This window comes from Rufibacter latericius (assembly GCF_003721515.1).
Taxonomy (GTDB): domain Bacteria; phylum Bacteroidota; class Bacteroidia; order Cytophagales; family Hymenobacteraceae; genus Nibribacter; species Nibribacter latericius.
In genome coordinates, this window is the sequence record NZ_RJJD01000001.1 from 258,466 (window position 1) to 273,590 (window position 15,125).

The window sequence follows — 15,125 nt, forward strand, 5'->3', positions numbered from 1 at the left end:
TTTCAATAAACAGGCTTAAATCAGCTTTCGGCTTTGGCCGGAACGGCTTCCTCACGTACCCGCAGGTCCAGTGGTTTCTTCACTTTCTCCGGCAACAGGGCAAATTCCAACACCTCGTCTACGTAATCTACATAGTGGATATTGAGCCCCTCAATATAGTGCGCCGAGATCTCGTTCACATCTTTCCGGTTCTTGTAGCACAAGATCACATCTTTGATACCCGCGCGCTTGGCCGCCAAGATTTTCTCCTTGATGCCACCCACCGGCAACACCTTGCCACGAAGCGTGATCTCACCAGTCATGGCCAAATGCGACCGTACCTTGCGCTGAGTAAACACCGAGGCGATAGAAGTAAAGATAGCGATTCCGGCACTTGGTCCATCTTTTGGTACGGCCCCTTCGGGGAAGTGGATGTGCAGGTCGTATTGGTCGAAGAGACGGTAGTCGATGCCTAGTTCCTCAGCGTGGGCCCGCAGGTAAGAAACCGCCGTGATGGCTGATTCCTTCATCACATCGCCCAACTGGCCCGACAAGGTCAGTTTGCCTTTGCCACGGCTCAGCAACGACTCAATAAACAGGATATCACCGCCCACCGAGGTCCAGGCCAGACCTGTTACCACCCCTGCGGTTTCGTTGTCCTGGTACAGTTCCTTGTCGAAAATCTCCGGACCCAGGATACGCACCACGTCTTTTGGCTCCAACTTGGCTGGCCACTCCTCCTCCATCGCCTTAGATTTAGCAATGTTCCGAATCACCGCGCCCAACTTGCGCTCCAGGTTCCGCACACCCGACTCGCGGGAATAGTCTTCAATCACTTTCTGGATAGCGGCCGTAGAAAACGCCACATCCTTGGGTTGCAAGCCATGATCTTCCTTCTGCTTCGGGATCAAATGACGTTTCGCGATTTCGGTTTTCTCCTCCACCGTGTAGCCCGTCACTTCAATGATCTCCATCCGGTCACGCAGAGCTGGGTGAATGGTCTCCAGGGAGTTGGCCGTGGCGATGAACAGGACTTTAGACAAGTCATATTCCACCTCCAGGTAATTGTCCACGAAGGTGTGGTTCTGCTCCGGGTCCAGTACCTCTAGCAAAGCCGAAGATGGATCTCCGCGGAAATCAGAGGTCAATTTATCTACCTCATCCAGGATCATCACCGGGTTAGACGAAGACACTTTCTTGATCTGGCTGATGATACGGCCCGGCATAGCGCCCACGTAAGTTTTACGGTGCCCTCTTATCTCGGCTTCATCACGTACGCCTCCTAGGGCAATGCGCACGTATTTCCGACCCAATGCTTTGGCTACCGAACGGCCCAGGGAAGTTTTACCCACGCCCGGAGGTCCGTACAAGCACAGGATAGGCGCCTTCATGTCGTTTTTCAACTTGAGCACGGCCAGGTACTCTAGAATCCGCTCTTTTACCTTTTCCAGACCGTAATGATCGGCATCCAGGATCTTTTTGGTGCGCTTTAGGTTGAAGTTATCTTTGGTATAGTCGTTCCAAGGCAAATCAAGGAGGAATTCACAGTAATTCAAAGAAATGGGGTACTCGGCGGCCTGCGGATTCAGGCGGCTAAGTTTATCGAGCTCCTTGCTGAAGTGCTTGGCGACGGTCTCGGGCCATTTCTTTTTAGCGGCCGTAGCGCGCATCTTCTCCACTTCCTGCTCTGGGCCGTCCATGCCCAGTTCATCCTGAAGCACTTTGATTTGCTGGCGCAGGAAATAGTCACGCTGCTGCTCGTCAATATCTGTGTGCACCTTGGAGTGGATTTCCTGCTTGATTTCCAGCATCTGGATTTCGCGCATCATCAACTGCAGCAAGGTGGTGCCCCGCTCTACGCCATCGTTGATCTCCAGCAGCTTTTGCTTCTGAGCTACTTCGGCGTTGATGTTAGAAGACAGAAAATGGGTCAGAAACGAAGGGCTATCGATGTTGTCCAACGCCACCTGAGCCTCCTGGGGAATCTCAGGGTTCAGTTTTAGGATTTTAGCGGCCGCCTCCTGCAATGACTCCACCAAGGCCTTTACCTCTTTGCTTTTCTGTTTAGGAAAAGTCTCAGGGCAATAAGAGACTTTGGCCACCATGAACGGCTCTTCCTGGGTTACTTCCTCAATCTGGAAGCGGCTCTGGCCCTGGATGATGATGGTGGTATTGCCGTCTGGCAGCACCAACATTTTCAGAATCTTGGCCATGGTGCCCACCTGGAATAAATCGTCTGGCGAGGGATCTTCGGCTGACATGTTCTTTTGAGCCACTACGCCCACCGTTTTATCGCCGCGGTAGGCTTTACGCACCAGCCGCACCGACTTTTTCCGGCTCACGGTTATGGGAAGCACCACTCCCGGAAACAAAACGGTGTTTCTGACTGGCAATAGAGCAAGTGTATCTGGGTTATTTTTTTCAGCGCCCTCCGCGTCGTCCAGTTCCGAGGTGATGATGGAGATGATGTCTCCATTGCCATCGTCAGATAAATCGGACAACATGAGCTGCTGTAGTAGGTTCTCTTGGGTATTGTTCATACGTCGTGTCTCAGAGGATGCCAAATTGGCAGCAATCCTCCCGTCGGTTCTGTTGTTTGTCTTTAATATATATACTTGTCAAGACCTGTGCCAATATATCACCTGTTTTCTATAGAATAGGGATAATTTCACCCCAGAAAAAGCTACATTTGGAACTGCATATTGAAATAATGCTTTTCAGATGCCCCTTCTGTTATGTTGCGTACTGGATCTTTTCTGATTTTCCTGCTCTCTCTGTTCCTGAGCTTATCTGCTACGGGCCAAAACAAACCCGCCTTGCGCCTGAAACAACGGCCTGTTACTGACTCACTTCGGAAAAAAGCTCCCGAAGCCGAGGTGGTGCTGAATTTCCCCAACATCAACCGCACTCCCTATTACTATCAAAAATCCAAGTACGAGGCCATTCTTAAACTGGAAAAGAAGAAGGACTGGAACAAGGTGCTTCCGCTGCTGGCCGAGTACGTGGGCAACTTCGGGATTGATAATTTCTATAAAGATACGAAACTTCTCTGGCGTTTGGGGCAACTCTATGAGCGCTTAGGCCAGCGCGAGAAAGCCGTGGCGTACTACCGCCTGGTTCTGAAACACCACCGCACCGACATCAGGCAGGTACAGCAATACTATGACTCCCTGGAGCAGAAAAACAAAGATCTATATGTGCCCCTACAGTATTACTATGAACTGGTGGAGTACCGCAAATCAGTGGCTACGTTCAAGCCGCCGCGTGGGGTGTACACCAACATGGGCGACGCTATCAACTCCAAGGCCGAAGATTACGGCCCCGCAGTTAGATCAGACGAGGAACTGTTCATCTACACCTCCCGCCGTAAGGGCGTGAAAGCCACCGGCACCGACGAAGACCTGTACTTTTCCCGTTTCGAGAACGGTTTCTGGCACGAAGGCGAATCCTTTGGCAAACCCATCAACAGCATTTATAACGAAGGCTCCGCTTGCCTCAGCCGCGACGGCAACACCCTGTACTTTGCCCGCTGCGAAAGCCCCGACGGGATGGGCAACTGCGACCTATACTCGGCCACTCGCCAAGCCGATGGTTCCTGGGGTCAGCTCAAAAATCTGGGAGCCAACGTGAACAGCAAATCATGGGACTCGCAACCCACCTTATCACCACAGGAAGACACGCTCTACTTTGCCTCTGACCGGTTGGGAGGGTTTGGTATGAGTGACATCTATTTCACCCATAAACAAAAAAGTGGTCAGTGGGCGCCGGCGCAGAACCTAGGCCCCATCATCAATACCCGCGAGAGTGAGGTGAGCCCATATTTCCACCCTTTGTACCAGGTGCTGTACTTCAGCTCGCGCGGGCAGTTGCTTAACTTTGGGGATTTTGACATCTACAAGGCCTACCGCATCAAGGGCAACTGGCAGGAGCCCCGCAACATCGGGCCGCTGGTGAACGGCAAAGGAAGCGAGTACTACTTCACCATCAACGCCAACTCTACCAACCTGTACTACGCCCGCTCTGAACCCACCGACCTCAAGAACCTGGACCTGTATTCGTTCCCACTTCCGATGGAGGCCCACCCCTTAGCGGTGACTAAGCTCACCGGCGTTTTGATGGATTCTGTCACAAACAGGCCCCTAAACGGCATCATCTCTATCATTGACCTGGACAACGGCATTGAAGTAGCCTCCAAATACCTGCGTGAGGACGGTTCCTTTGACTTTGACCTCATTGACAACAGCCGCTACATGATGCTCATCCAGAGCTCCGATTTTTTCTCCATTGAAAAGGAAATCAACCTGAAGGAAGACACCGTGATGAAGATCATGACCAGCCTCATTGACTACAGCATCCCGCTCATCTTCAAAAACCTGGAGTTTGACGAAGGCAAGGCCGAGATTAAAGATGCCATGAAACCCACCTTGGACCGCATTGTGCTGTTTCTGGTAGACCACCCGCAGGTACGCCTCAGCATTGAAGGCCACACCGACAGCAGCGGTGACCCCGATGCCAACCTTGAACTCTCCCAATGGCGGGCCGTCTCCATCCAAAAGTACTTGGAAAGCAAAGGCAACCTAGCCTCGGGCCGCATTGATGCTGTAGGCAAAGGCAGCTCAGAACCCATCAAGCCGGAACTCACCATTGAAGACCGTGCCGTGAACCGCCGGGTAGAATTCAAGCTGATTAAACCCAAAGACGCAGGAACCGGCGACGGAGATTGGTAAGAGAATTATTTAACGAGTTTATATCCTGTACGTTTTAGGGGTATTTTCTAGAAAACGGTACTATAATAAAACAGCCCTATTCCTTGAAGGAGTAGGGCTGATTAGCGTTTAGTAATTGCTTTTTTGAGGTTATTCTGCTCTGCTAATGTAAGCTGAGGCTGTTGTCTCACTGAAGTTGCAAACTTCAGATCATGGAAGGTCCAAGTTGCAAACTTCAGATCATGGAAGGTCCAAGTCGCAGACTTGAACCATGGTAAAATTTACCCAAGAAAAAAATATCAGCAGAAGAAGTCATCCCCCTACCTCCTTAACAGGAGGACGTGCTCTTTGGGTACGCTTTTTCAAAATGGGAAGCAAAACGGAATAGAACCAATCTTGAACCGTAGAAAGAACACATTATTCCCTTTTAAAACAGTAATTAAATCTAAACAACCTCTAAGACCAACAAACAAAAAAGTGTTTCAAGGCCATTTTAGAGAAAACAGCCCTGAAACACTTTTCGTGAATATCGCCATCAAAGCTTGATGGTATTCCCTTTCTTATTCCATTTTGGCAACGGCGGAATTGCCGGAGTTCTGTCTTCTGGCCGTATGGCATCCTTCTTCAGGTTTTTACCACCTACATTCACAATGAACCCGATGCTGAAAACAGAGTTGCCGGCGGTCATGAAATCGCGGTTTTTCAACCCGAAATTGCTGCCGCTGGTGTACTGCAACTGAATGGAAGGAGTCAAAGACATGCGGGTGTAGAAGATGGGCTCAAAGAAGATGTTATCCTCGGTGGGCTGCTTGATGTCGTTCCGGACGAACTCACTCATGTTGAGGTAACTCAAACGGAGGGCGGTGCCGTAGTTAAGGAAATGCTCATTCCCGAACAGTTTGAGCATGCGTTTTTTCTTGGAGGAGTAGTTTACTTGCAGGAAGACTTTGTTGAAGGAAGTCTCCTGGCGGTCATAGGTGGTGAGTCCTTCGGAGGATTTGTCTTTGAAGGTGCGGTCGCTGCTGCCGCGGCCAAGGCCTGCGTATACTTCCAGCACCCGGTTCTGGTTCGGCCCGAAGGTGGTGAAGTAGCCTCCACCGGCCTCCAATAGGTTATGGCGGAAATCCTTCTTGCTGTTATTGTTGTTCATCATAGCTCCGCTGAGCAGCACGCCCACATGGTCTGTGACGGCATAGGCAGAGTTGAAACTGGCATTCCCTTTCAAGGTGATGTGCCCACTGGTACTCAATTCCCCTTTAGACGTTAACATAGGCGTATTTGGCACATTGGGCATGTACACAGAGGAACAGCTTGTGGCTCCCAAACTTACCAATAAACCCACTACCCGTAAAAAGCTTTTTCTCATAAAGTAATCCTAAAATTTACATTCAACTGTCTCTTCGCGCGTTCTCCAATCCTGCTCCTCTGCGAGACAAAACAGCAACATTCAATCAACAAAACTTCCCTGGCTCAATTGCAAATACCTGTTGCTTGCCTATTACCGGGAAGTCTAACCTGGTTCCAATATACTTAAATGCAATACTCCCCTTCACCCAAAGCAAGCCCCGGCATTTGCCTCTGGGCTTTCGGCCTATTTCTGTAAAAGGATACCGAAAACAGCCTCTACCCCTACCCTGTCACTTGTTAAATTCTTTGCAGCCCTTAGAGAGAAAGCGTTTGCTGGGATTCTCCCGAACGGCAGAGCACTGAGCGCTTCTTGCCGGCAATCTCCAGGTTCAGGATATTGGTCTGATCATCGAACACCTCCATCAGCAAAGCGTTCTGTACCCAAACCTGGCCAACCGGTGCTTTCCCCGCTGGAATCTCCAGGTGAACCCAGATGGCATCGGCTTCTTCCTGGGCTCCTATGAACCGTTGGGCAGCCCGCGTGCCCTTCACCGTGGAGATGGCCAGGTGCGTTTGCAGGTACTCAGCCATTAACTTATTTACCCGCTCAGAACGGTCTAACCGAACGGTGGTTTTGTGCCGACGGGTCAGGGCCTCTTCCAAGTCATCGGCGAAAAGCCGCACCGAGAGTTCGTAGGTCTGGTTTCTAGGGTTATAGCGAGCCTCTGTGATGCTGGTGTGGAACTCATGGGCCCACCCCGCTAGGGGCAGGAAGGTTCCTAGAAAAAGGACCAGCCAAAACGAGATACCCACAACTCTTTTCATAATCGTTCTCATACTACTCTCCCTACAAACAGAGAAAGACGCAGTTATCTTGCGTCTTCTCCGGCAATTTTTTATCAACAGAATCTGTACTCAGATGTTAACTACTTGAACAGCAACTTAAAGAAGTCGTTAAAGATAGCGAATCCCATCAAGCCCAACAAAAGAACCATGCCTACTTTCTGGGCATTCTCCAGGAACTTGTCTGAAGGCTTACGGCCCGAGATGATCTCGTACGTCAGGAACATCACGTGGCCGCCGTCCAGGGCCGGAATAGGCAGGAAGTTCATGAAGGCCAGCACCATGGACAGCATGGCCGTGATGGCCCAGAAGTTCACCCAAGAGAAGTTACCGCCAAAGATTTGGGCAATGCCTATAGGGCCGCTCAACGCTTTGGAAGGGGAAACTTCGGCCCGGAAAATCTTGGCGAAACCTTTGATGTTGGTGGTGATCACCGAAAAGGCCTTCTCTGCGCCAACCGGGATAGAAGCCAGCAACCCGTACTCGCGGGTAGCACGGGGCAATAACGGATCTGGGTAAAACCCGATGGTTCCGTCCTCGTCAACCGTCAATTTAAGGGTTTTGGGCTGGCCTGCGCGTTCAATCTGAAGGACGATGGTTTTGCCTTTGTTTTTCTGCAACTCCTGAGTAGCCTCATGGTAGAACTGGATAGGCTGGTTCCCGATTTTGGTGATACGGTCACCTGGCTGCAGCCCGGCAGCAGCGGCCGGGGTTTTCGCCTTGATGGCTTTCACCGCGAAAGGCTCCCGCGCGTTGATGAAGCCTACCTTGTCGTTGTCTGCTAGTTTATCAATCAGGTTAGAAGGTACGGGAACAACTACTTGCTGTCCGCTGCGGTCTACCGTGTAAGAACCATTCTGGCCCAGCAACACATCGGGGCTGTACACGTCGTTGAACTCCACCAGCGGCTTTCCGTTGATGCCTACAATCTTGTCGCCGTCCCGTAGGCCCATCTGTTTGCCTATTTCGTTGGTGACAATGCCGTACTGTACGTCTTTGGCCAACAAATAGCTCTCACCATAGATATAGGTCAGGGCCGCGAAGATGAGGATACCGGTGATCACGTTGAAGATAATTCCGCCCATCATCACAATGAGGCGTTGCCAGGCTGGTTTTGCCCGGAACTCCCAAGGTTCTGGTTCCTGGTTCAGGGTGGCTGTGTCCAATGACTCATCAATCATCCCCGAGATTTTCACAAAACCGCCCAGCGGAATCATGCCAATCATGTACTCGGTCTCTCCTACCTGTTTGCCCACCAGTTTGGGCGGAAACCCGATAGCGTATTTCTCCACACGCATTCCAAACCATTTGGCCGTGAGCATGTGGCCTAATTCATGTATCCCTACCAAGATGGTCAGGCCCAGAATCAACTGGCCGGCCATTACTAATGCTTCCATCTACTATGTTTATAAGTTCTATACAAAGGCTTTTGCAAAGAGCTGCCTCTGTATTTTATCTGTCGAAAATTTGGGGTAAAGATTACGCCTGCATGAGGCTTAACGCTACCTGACGGGCCTCTTTATCGGTTTGCACGAAGTCATCCAAAGAAGGCTCGGCAATATACGCAACTTTAGCGAGACAGTCAGAGATGAGGTCAGACATCTCCAAAAAGCCTACCTCTTCGCGTAGAAAGGCCGCCACTGCCACTTCATTGGCCGCATTCAGAATACAAGGCGCGTTACCGCCCCTTTCCATGGCCTCGAAGGCTAAGCTAAGGTTCCGGAATGTCTCCAGGTCTGGCTTCTCGAAGGTAAGCTGCGGATAGTCCAGGAAATTAAACCTGGGGAATGATGATTTCAAGCGGTGCGGATAATGTAAGGCATACTGGATAGGCAGTTTCATATCTGGCAGGCCCATCTGGGCCTTCAGGGAACCGTCTTCGAACTGAACGAGCGAATGCACAATAGATTGCGGGTGCACCACTACTTCTATCTGATCGTTCCGCAGCCCGAAGAGCCATTTCGCCTCAATCACCTCCAGGCCTTTGTTCATAAGGGACGCCGAGTCAATAGTGATTTTGGCGCCCATTTCCCAGTTAGGATGCTTCAGGGCCTGCGCTTTGGTGACAGTTTGCAAAAACGAGCGGTCTTTCCCCCGGAACGGTCCACCCGATGCCGTTAAAACGATTTTCTCTATTGGGTTATGGAACTCGCCCGCCAGGCACTGGAAAATAGCGCTGTGCTCTGAGTCTACGGGATAGATGTTCACGCCTTTTTCCCGAGCCAGTTGTGTGATCAGTTGCCCGGCCACCACCAGGGTTTCTTTGTTCGCCAAGGCGATGGCTTTGCCCGCCTCAATGGCTTTGATGGTGGGCTGCAAGCCCGCATAGCCCACCATAGCAGTGAGCACGATGTCCACGGTATCCATCTGTACCACGCTGTTCACCGCGTTCATGCCGGCATACACCTTGATAGGATAGGTTTCCAGCGCATCGCGCACGTCCTCGTACAGGTCTTCCTGCGTGATGACAACAGCGTTAGGCTGAAAAGCGATGGCTTGGGCAATCAATAGATTGGCATTGGAATGGGCAGTGAGCACCTCCACCTCAAACGCCTGCGGCTGTGCCTGTATCACCTCCAGCGCCTGCGTGCCTATGGAGCCCGTAGAGCCAAGAATGGCTACTCGTTTCTTCATGTAATCTCTTTAACGCCGTTTTGGGGCGGTTAATACAAAAATAGGTTAAAAACCGGAGTATGCGGCGGCAAACCGGTTGAATAAGCTTCCGGTTGAGCTTATATCTACCTCGAAAGCCTTTTACTTCGGTTTAGAGGTTTCTTTTCTTATTCTGTCTTAAAAACGCAAGGGCCCTCTCCAGCACTACATCAGTTCTAGGTTCTGGCTTTTCTTTGCTGAAGTCAATCAGGATGTTCGGAGTATAGGTTTCCCGGGGCGAGCCGTTGAGGTGAAACAGCTTCTCCACCGGAAAAGAAAAGCTGATACGGGTGTTGGGCATTTGATAAGAGTAAATGGCACCGTTCAACCCGGCCATCTTAGTCCCGATGGTGGTGGCCCGTTTCATGCCATCAAACGCGATGACTATGCCCTCTCCCACGCTGCCCGTCCAGTGCCCGGCCAAGACAGCCATGGGTTTCCTATAGATTTTTCCTTTTGGTGATACCATCTCCACCCAACTGCGCTTCACCCCGTATTGCCGTTCCTCAGCGGTAAGTTCATGCTTCTGGTAGAACTGCTCCTTGGTGATGAACCTCCCCAGAATGGCCCGGGCTACGGTGGTGTTTCCGCCGCTGGGCGTCTCCCGCAAATCCAGGATGAGGGCACTGGTCTGTTCCAAAGATGCCAAAACGCTGTCAAAAGCTTGAATCAGGCTGTTATCACCCAGGTAATTATTGATTTTGATGTACCCAATCCCGTTCAGGTTTCGGCCTTCCACTTTGGCAGGGTACTTAATGTCCTCCAGCCACATGGTAGGAACATCGGGCTGAAACGTACGCAGTTGCCCCTTTTCCCGCACCGTAATTTTACGAGGCTGCACATGGTTTCCCGCCAGAAGCATGCGTAAAGCATAGTTCCTAGCCTCGAGATCCACGTTTTGCAGGGATTTTCCTAAAAACGGCTTTAAAGCGTCTGCCACTGCCACTTCGTTCACTGAGACAATTTCCATTCCCGCCCGAAAGCCTGCAGTCTCAGCCCCCGAACCTCTCCTCACTTCCAACACCACCGGTTTCCCTTGCACGAACTCCGCCCAGATGTCGGTACCGGAAGGAACCAACCGGGGCGACAGACGGGTGTTGGTGTTCAAAGAAGCATGGTGGTCATACAGTTCGTTGAAGGCCCGCTCCAGCAAAGACACAAACTGCCCACGGGCAGAAATAGTGTCCAACTGACGGAGGTAAATCTCCCGAACTTTCTCCCAATCGGTCTGCTTCTTATCAAAGTAACAATAGTCTTCCTGGATGGTTTTCCAGAAGTAAGTAAAATCTGCTTCGTACTGTTCTTTGGTGAGCGCAGGATCTTGAGCGAAGACCAGCGTCGTGGAAAAAAACCATAACCAAACAAAAAGGGCCTTTTTCATGCCGGACACGAAGATCACGGTTGTACTACTTCCAAGAGGCCGTCTGCCAGGGTGCGGTCATTGCTCAGGCGGGGCACTTTGTTCTGGCCGCCCAGCTTGCCTTGCCGCTTCATGTACTGCTGGAAGGCATCTGCCGGCAAAGCGGTCACTTTCAGGTTGGCCAGGATGTTGCCCGAGATCAGGTCATCATAATAGCTGTTGCGGCGGCGCAGGTGCCAATTCAGGGCTTTGGCGAAGCGCTCCGGGTCATGCGGCGGGGTGTCATAGGCGATAAACCACTCGTGGTACGAGGCGCCCTCGCCCTGACTCACGTAAGGAGCCACGGTGAACTCGGTCACGGCCACCTCGGGGAACTCCTTCATGGCATCGTGCAAGGCTCCTTCCACTTCCTCGCCTATCACGTGCTCGCCAAACGCGGAGATAAAATGCTTGAGTCTGCCGCTTACCACCAGTTTATGCGGAAACAGCGAAGTAAATTTCACCGTGTCCCCGATGGAGTAACCCCAAAGTCCGGCGTTGCTGTTGATGATGAGCGCGTAATTTACCCCGGTCTTCACCTCGGCTAAGCTAAGTCTACGCGGGTTGGGCTGGTGGTATTCCTCTGCGGGGATGAACTCGTAGTAAATGCCACTGTCGGCGAGTAAAAGTAGGCTTGGGTCATCCTGGGCGTTTTGGAAGGCGATGAAGCCCTCGGAGGCCGGGAAGGTCTCAATGGAATCAATCTTCCGGCCGATGCTCTCGTACAGTTTGGCCTTGTAGGGAGCAAAATTCACGCCTCCGTAGACAAACAGGTTGAAGTCAGGAAAAACGTCTTTGATCTGCTTGCCGGTACGCGACATGATTTTGTCAAAGTACATCTGCACCCACGGCGGAATACCCGAGATGAGTGTCATGCGCTCCTGCAAAGTCTCGTTCACGATGGCGTCCAGCTTGGTTTCCCAGTCCTCAATGCAATTGGTCTCGTAACTGGGCAGTTGGTTTGTGCGCAAATACCCCGGCACATGGTGGTTCACAATACCCGATAACCGACCGGTGTTAATGCCAGCCACTTGCTCCAGCACCGGACTGCCACTCAGGAAAATCAGCTTCCCGTCCAGGAACTGGGCGCGGCCAGTTTCGTGAATATAATTGAGCAGTGCATTCTTGGCCCCGTTGATGTGGTTTGGGATGGAATCTTGGGTGATGGGGATGTACTTGGTGCCGGAAGTAGTGCCCGATGTTTTGGCAAAATATAGCGGAAGGCCGGGCCAGAGCACATCTTTCTCGCCTCGCTTCAGGCAATCAAAATACGGGCGCAGGGCCTCGTAGTCGCGGATGGGTACGGCTTGGGCAAAATCCTTGGGGGTTTGGATGTCCTTGAAGAAGTGGTCTTTCCCGAAAGCGGTGTTCGCGGCTTTCCGGATGATCGTCTGAAATACCTGTTCCTGGGCTTGGGCGGGCCTTTCCATCCAGCTTTGCTGCTGTGAATGCACCCATGCCGCCAACGGTTTACTCAAGAACGCTTTTATACCCATGTAGATGCTTTGTTAGTGAGAACCAATGCCAAAAAAAAAGCCGGAAAACAAAGCAAAGCTCCGTAATTCCCACAACTGAAATCGGGTAAATATAGCAATCTTACTCAAGTTCTTTTCCACCACCTTTCCACTTGCCTTTTGAAGGCGTTTTCTGAAAAGCTGGCTTAAAACAGAAACTTACGACCGGTACATTCCTGGATTTTCGTTTCGGCCCACACTTAGCCATAAGGGTCAGTTTCCTGGTTGACACCCCTCTTTTATAACCCAAAGCCGAATTTTTTAGTATTTTAAGGTTAAACATTTCCAAACTCACAAAGCTATGGCAAATAACACAGGTACAGGCGTCTGGGAAGGCGGCCTGAAAGACGGTAAAGGAACGGTATCTACCCAAAGCGGCACCCTGGACGCCCGCTACTCCTTCGGCTCCCGTTTTGAAGAAGATGTTACCGGCACCAATCCCGAGGAACTCGTGGGTGCGGCCCACGCCGGCTGTTTCTCTATGTTCCTGAGCAGCCTTCTGGAAGGTGCAGGCAAGAAAGCTACCTCGGTAAGAACCCAAGCCAAAGTACACCTGGGCCAAGACAACGGCCCTTACATCAGAAAAATTGACCTGACCACCGAAGTAGAAGCCTCGGGCCTCTCTAACGATGAGCTGCAGGAACTGGCCCAGAAAGCCAAAGAAGGCTGCCCTATTTCAAGAGCCCTGGCCTCTGTACCTGAGATGACCCTGACTGCAACGCTGAAAGGCGCCTAGGCCAAAATTCGGGTTTCCGGCCGGTATTAAATTTTCACTATCTTTGCCCAATACTTTTATTGCATGAGATCATTGGCTAGAGTTGGGTTGCGGCCGTCGCGTGACCACAAAATTTCTTTCGGGGTGCAGTTGGCCCTGGTTTTACTGTGGATGACCTACGGGTTGTTTCTTATTTTCACGGAACCCACAACCTCTACCAACGACCGGCACTTCATCCACTATGTCTTCCTGATTCTGGCTTTTGGCTACTTGCTTTTCATTCTGGCGCAGAACACGTCATTGTTCGGCCAACAGTCATATCTGGAGATCACCCCGGCTTACGTGGTGGAGAAAAGAGGGCACTTCAAGAAGAAAGTAGCCATTCACCTGCAGGATGTGCTGGGCATCAGCCTGAACAACGCTCAGGCCCGTTTTGCCATGCGCGACGGCAGCAAGTGCCTGGTGAACCTCAAACTGATCAGTACCCGCAAAGGGCAGCAGGTAGCGAAAGCCAAACTTCTGGAGGTCGCCGATAAACACGCTATTCCGGTGACAGATACGTCTGTTCCAACCCGTAGATAAAAAAGAAAAGATTTAGGCTTTCTTTACTGAAAACGGGCATAAAACAGAAGCGGCCATTCTTTGCAGAATGGCCGCTTCTGTTTTATGCCCGTTTCTCGGGTACTTCTAAAGAATCTTAGTTGAGGTTAGGTTGCGGAGTAAGGCGCAGGTAAGGCTTCACCACCACGTGTCCTTTCGGGAACTTGGCTTCTACTTCTTCCTGCTTCACCGACGGTAAAATCACGCAATCCTGCCCGTTTTCCCAGTTAGCCGGCGTAGCCACGCTGTGGTTCGCGGTTAACTGCAAAGAATCAATCACGCGCAAAATCTCGGCGAAATTACGACCAGTAGAGGCCGGATACGTGAAGATCAGCTTCACTTTCTTGTCTGGCCCGATGATGAACACCGAACGCACCGTGAAGGTATCGCTGGCGTTGGGGTGAATCATGTCATACAGGTCAGACACTTTTCTGTCTGCATCCGCGATGATGGGGAAGTTGACCGTGGTGTTCTGGGTTTCGTTGATGTCCTGAATCCAGCCGTGGTGCGAGTCAATGGGGTCTACGCTCAGCGCCGCCACTTTCACGCCCCGCCGATCAAACTCATCTTTGATGCGGGCAACCGCGCCCAGTTCCGTTGTACAAACCGGAGTATAGTCCCGCGGATGCGAGAACAATACCGCCCAGCCATCGCCAATCCATTCGTGGAAGTGAATGGTGCCTTCTGAAGTTTCTGCCGTGAAATCAGGAGCGATGTCGCCTAATCGTAATGCCATGGTCTTGCTTTTTGATTTGAAAATTAGATACCAATTGATTTCTCCATCCTCTCCTGCCAGACAAGTTAAATCACGTCAAAACAGCAGCAGAGTTCAAGAAACTCTATAGATGAAGTAGACAAATAAAGAGACCAATTGCTGCAAATCCAACTAATCAGCTAGAAATTTGTGAAGGTTCAAAGAAAATGCCTCTAAAAGCAAAATATTTATAGCCTGAAAATAAATGATATGGTATGCATTGTTTGAAAGAATTATGAAGCAAAAACAAGCATTGCAGTGTCTCAACTAGAACCAGTCACCTTGCGCCAATCGGAGGAACGGTTCAAGTGGCAGTGGCCTACGTCAGCGATGAAACAGAGAACGTCAGTGGGGTGGTACGAAGAGGTGAAGAAAAGACTGTCTGAGCGTCAGTTAGTATCTTTTCTTCTTGATTCTTTTGGTTAGGTTGAGCATCAAGGATCAACTTGACAAACGCGGGCAGAGCGCGACTTCAGCCTTGGGCTTGGTAAGATAGGAATGAAAGGTAAAGGCTCCTTAAGAGAATAAATCAGCAGAAGAAGTCATCCCCCTACCCCCTTCGAAGGGGGACATGCGGTTAGGAAGCGCTTAGGAGGTCGTTGGTGAGAACACCAAC

The 15,125-nt window shown here is 51.0% G+C and carries 11 protein-coding genes; 3 read left to right on the top strand and 8 right to left on the bottom strand.

The window, feature by feature from the left end; translation table 11 throughout:
* Positions 1-20: 20 nt before the first annotated feature.
* Positions 21-2,519 (bottom strand): endopeptidase La, encoded by a 2,499-nt coding sequence (gene lon, locus EFB08_RS01030; RefSeq protein WP_123125054.1) that lies wholly within the window; start codon positions 2,517-2,519, stop codon positions 21-23.
* Positions 2,520-2,714: 195 nt separating this feature from the next.
* Here lon and EFB08_RS01035 point away from each other — a divergent pair, with 195 nt between their 5' ends.
* Positions 2,715-4,706: an OmpA family protein gene (locus EFB08_RS01035; RefSeq protein WP_123125055.1), complete on the top strand. Its 1,992-nt coding sequence runs from the start codon at positions 2,715-2,717 to the stop codon at positions 4,704-4,706.
* 514 nt (positions 4,707-5,220) lie between these two features.
* Here EFB08_RS01035 and EFB08_RS01045 read toward each other — a convergent pair.
* From EFB08_RS01045 to EFB08_RS01070, 6 genes are all read right to left on the bottom strand, one after another.
* Positions 5,221-6,051 (bottom strand): hypothetical protein, encoded by an 831-nt coding sequence (locus EFB08_RS01045; RefSeq protein ID WP_227006158.1) that lies wholly within the window; start codon positions 6,049-6,051, stop codon positions 5,221-5,223.
* 296 nt (positions 6,052-6,347) lie between these two features.
* Positions 6,348-6,857, bottom strand: coding sequence for a DUF6702 family protein (locus tag EFB08_RS01050; RefSeq protein ID WP_123125057.1), 510 nt, complete (start codon positions 6,855-6,857; stop codon positions 6,348-6,350).
* A 101-nt stretch (positions 6,858-6,958) separates the two neighbouring features.
* On the bottom strand, positions 6,959-8,272 hold the full coding sequence (rseP, locus tag EFB08_RS01055) for an RIP metalloprotease RseP (protein WP_123125058.1): 1,314 nt from the start codon (positions 8,270-8,272) through the stop codon (positions 6,959-6,961).
* 82 nt (positions 8,273-8,354) lie between these two features.
* Positions 8,355-9,509 (bottom strand): 1-deoxy-D-xylulose-5-phosphate reductoisomerase, encoded by a 1,155-nt coding sequence (locus EFB08_RS01060; protein ID WP_123125059.1) that lies wholly within the window; start codon positions 9,507-9,509, stop codon positions 8,355-8,357.
* A gap of 130 nt (positions 9,510-9,639) precedes the next feature.
* Positions 9,640-10,908, bottom strand: coding sequence for a S41 family peptidase (locus tag EFB08_RS01065; RefSeq protein ID WP_125077617.1), 1,269 nt, complete (start codon positions 10,906-10,908; stop codon positions 9,640-9,642).
* A gap of 14 nt (positions 10,909-10,922) precedes the next feature.
* Positions 10,923-12,422: a GH3 auxin-responsive promoter family protein gene (locus tag EFB08_RS01070; protein ID WP_123125061.1), complete on the bottom strand. Its 1,500-nt coding sequence runs from the start codon at positions 12,420-12,422 to the stop codon at positions 10,923-10,925.
* A 319-nt stretch (positions 12,423-12,741) separates the two neighbouring features.
* Here EFB08_RS01070 and EFB08_RS01075 point away from each other — a divergent pair, with 319 nt between their 5' ends.
* Together EFB08_RS01075 and EFB08_RS01080 are read left to right on the top strand one after the other, a co-directional pair.
* Positions 12,742-13,176 carry an OsmC family peroxiredoxin gene (locus EFB08_RS01075; RefSeq protein ID WP_123125062.1) on the top strand — a complete coding sequence of 145 codons (435 nt, stop codon included), beginning with the start codon at positions 12,742-12,744 and terminating at the stop codon, positions 13,174-13,176.
* 63 nt (positions 13,177-13,239) lie between these two features.
* Positions 13,240-13,737 (top strand): hypothetical protein, encoded by a 498-nt coding sequence (locus EFB08_RS01080; RefSeq protein WP_125077618.1) that lies wholly within the window; start codon positions 13,240-13,242, stop codon positions 13,735-13,737.
* Between the two features lie 115 nt (positions 13,738-13,852).
* Here the strand turns inward: EFB08_RS01080 and EFB08_RS01085 are convergent, their stop codons facing one another.
* On the bottom strand, positions 13,853-14,491 hold the full coding sequence (locus EFB08_RS01085; protein WP_123125064.1) for a peroxiredoxin: 639 nt from the start codon (positions 14,489-14,491) through the stop codon (positions 13,853-13,855).
* Positions 14,492-15,125 lie beyond the last annotated feature (634 nt).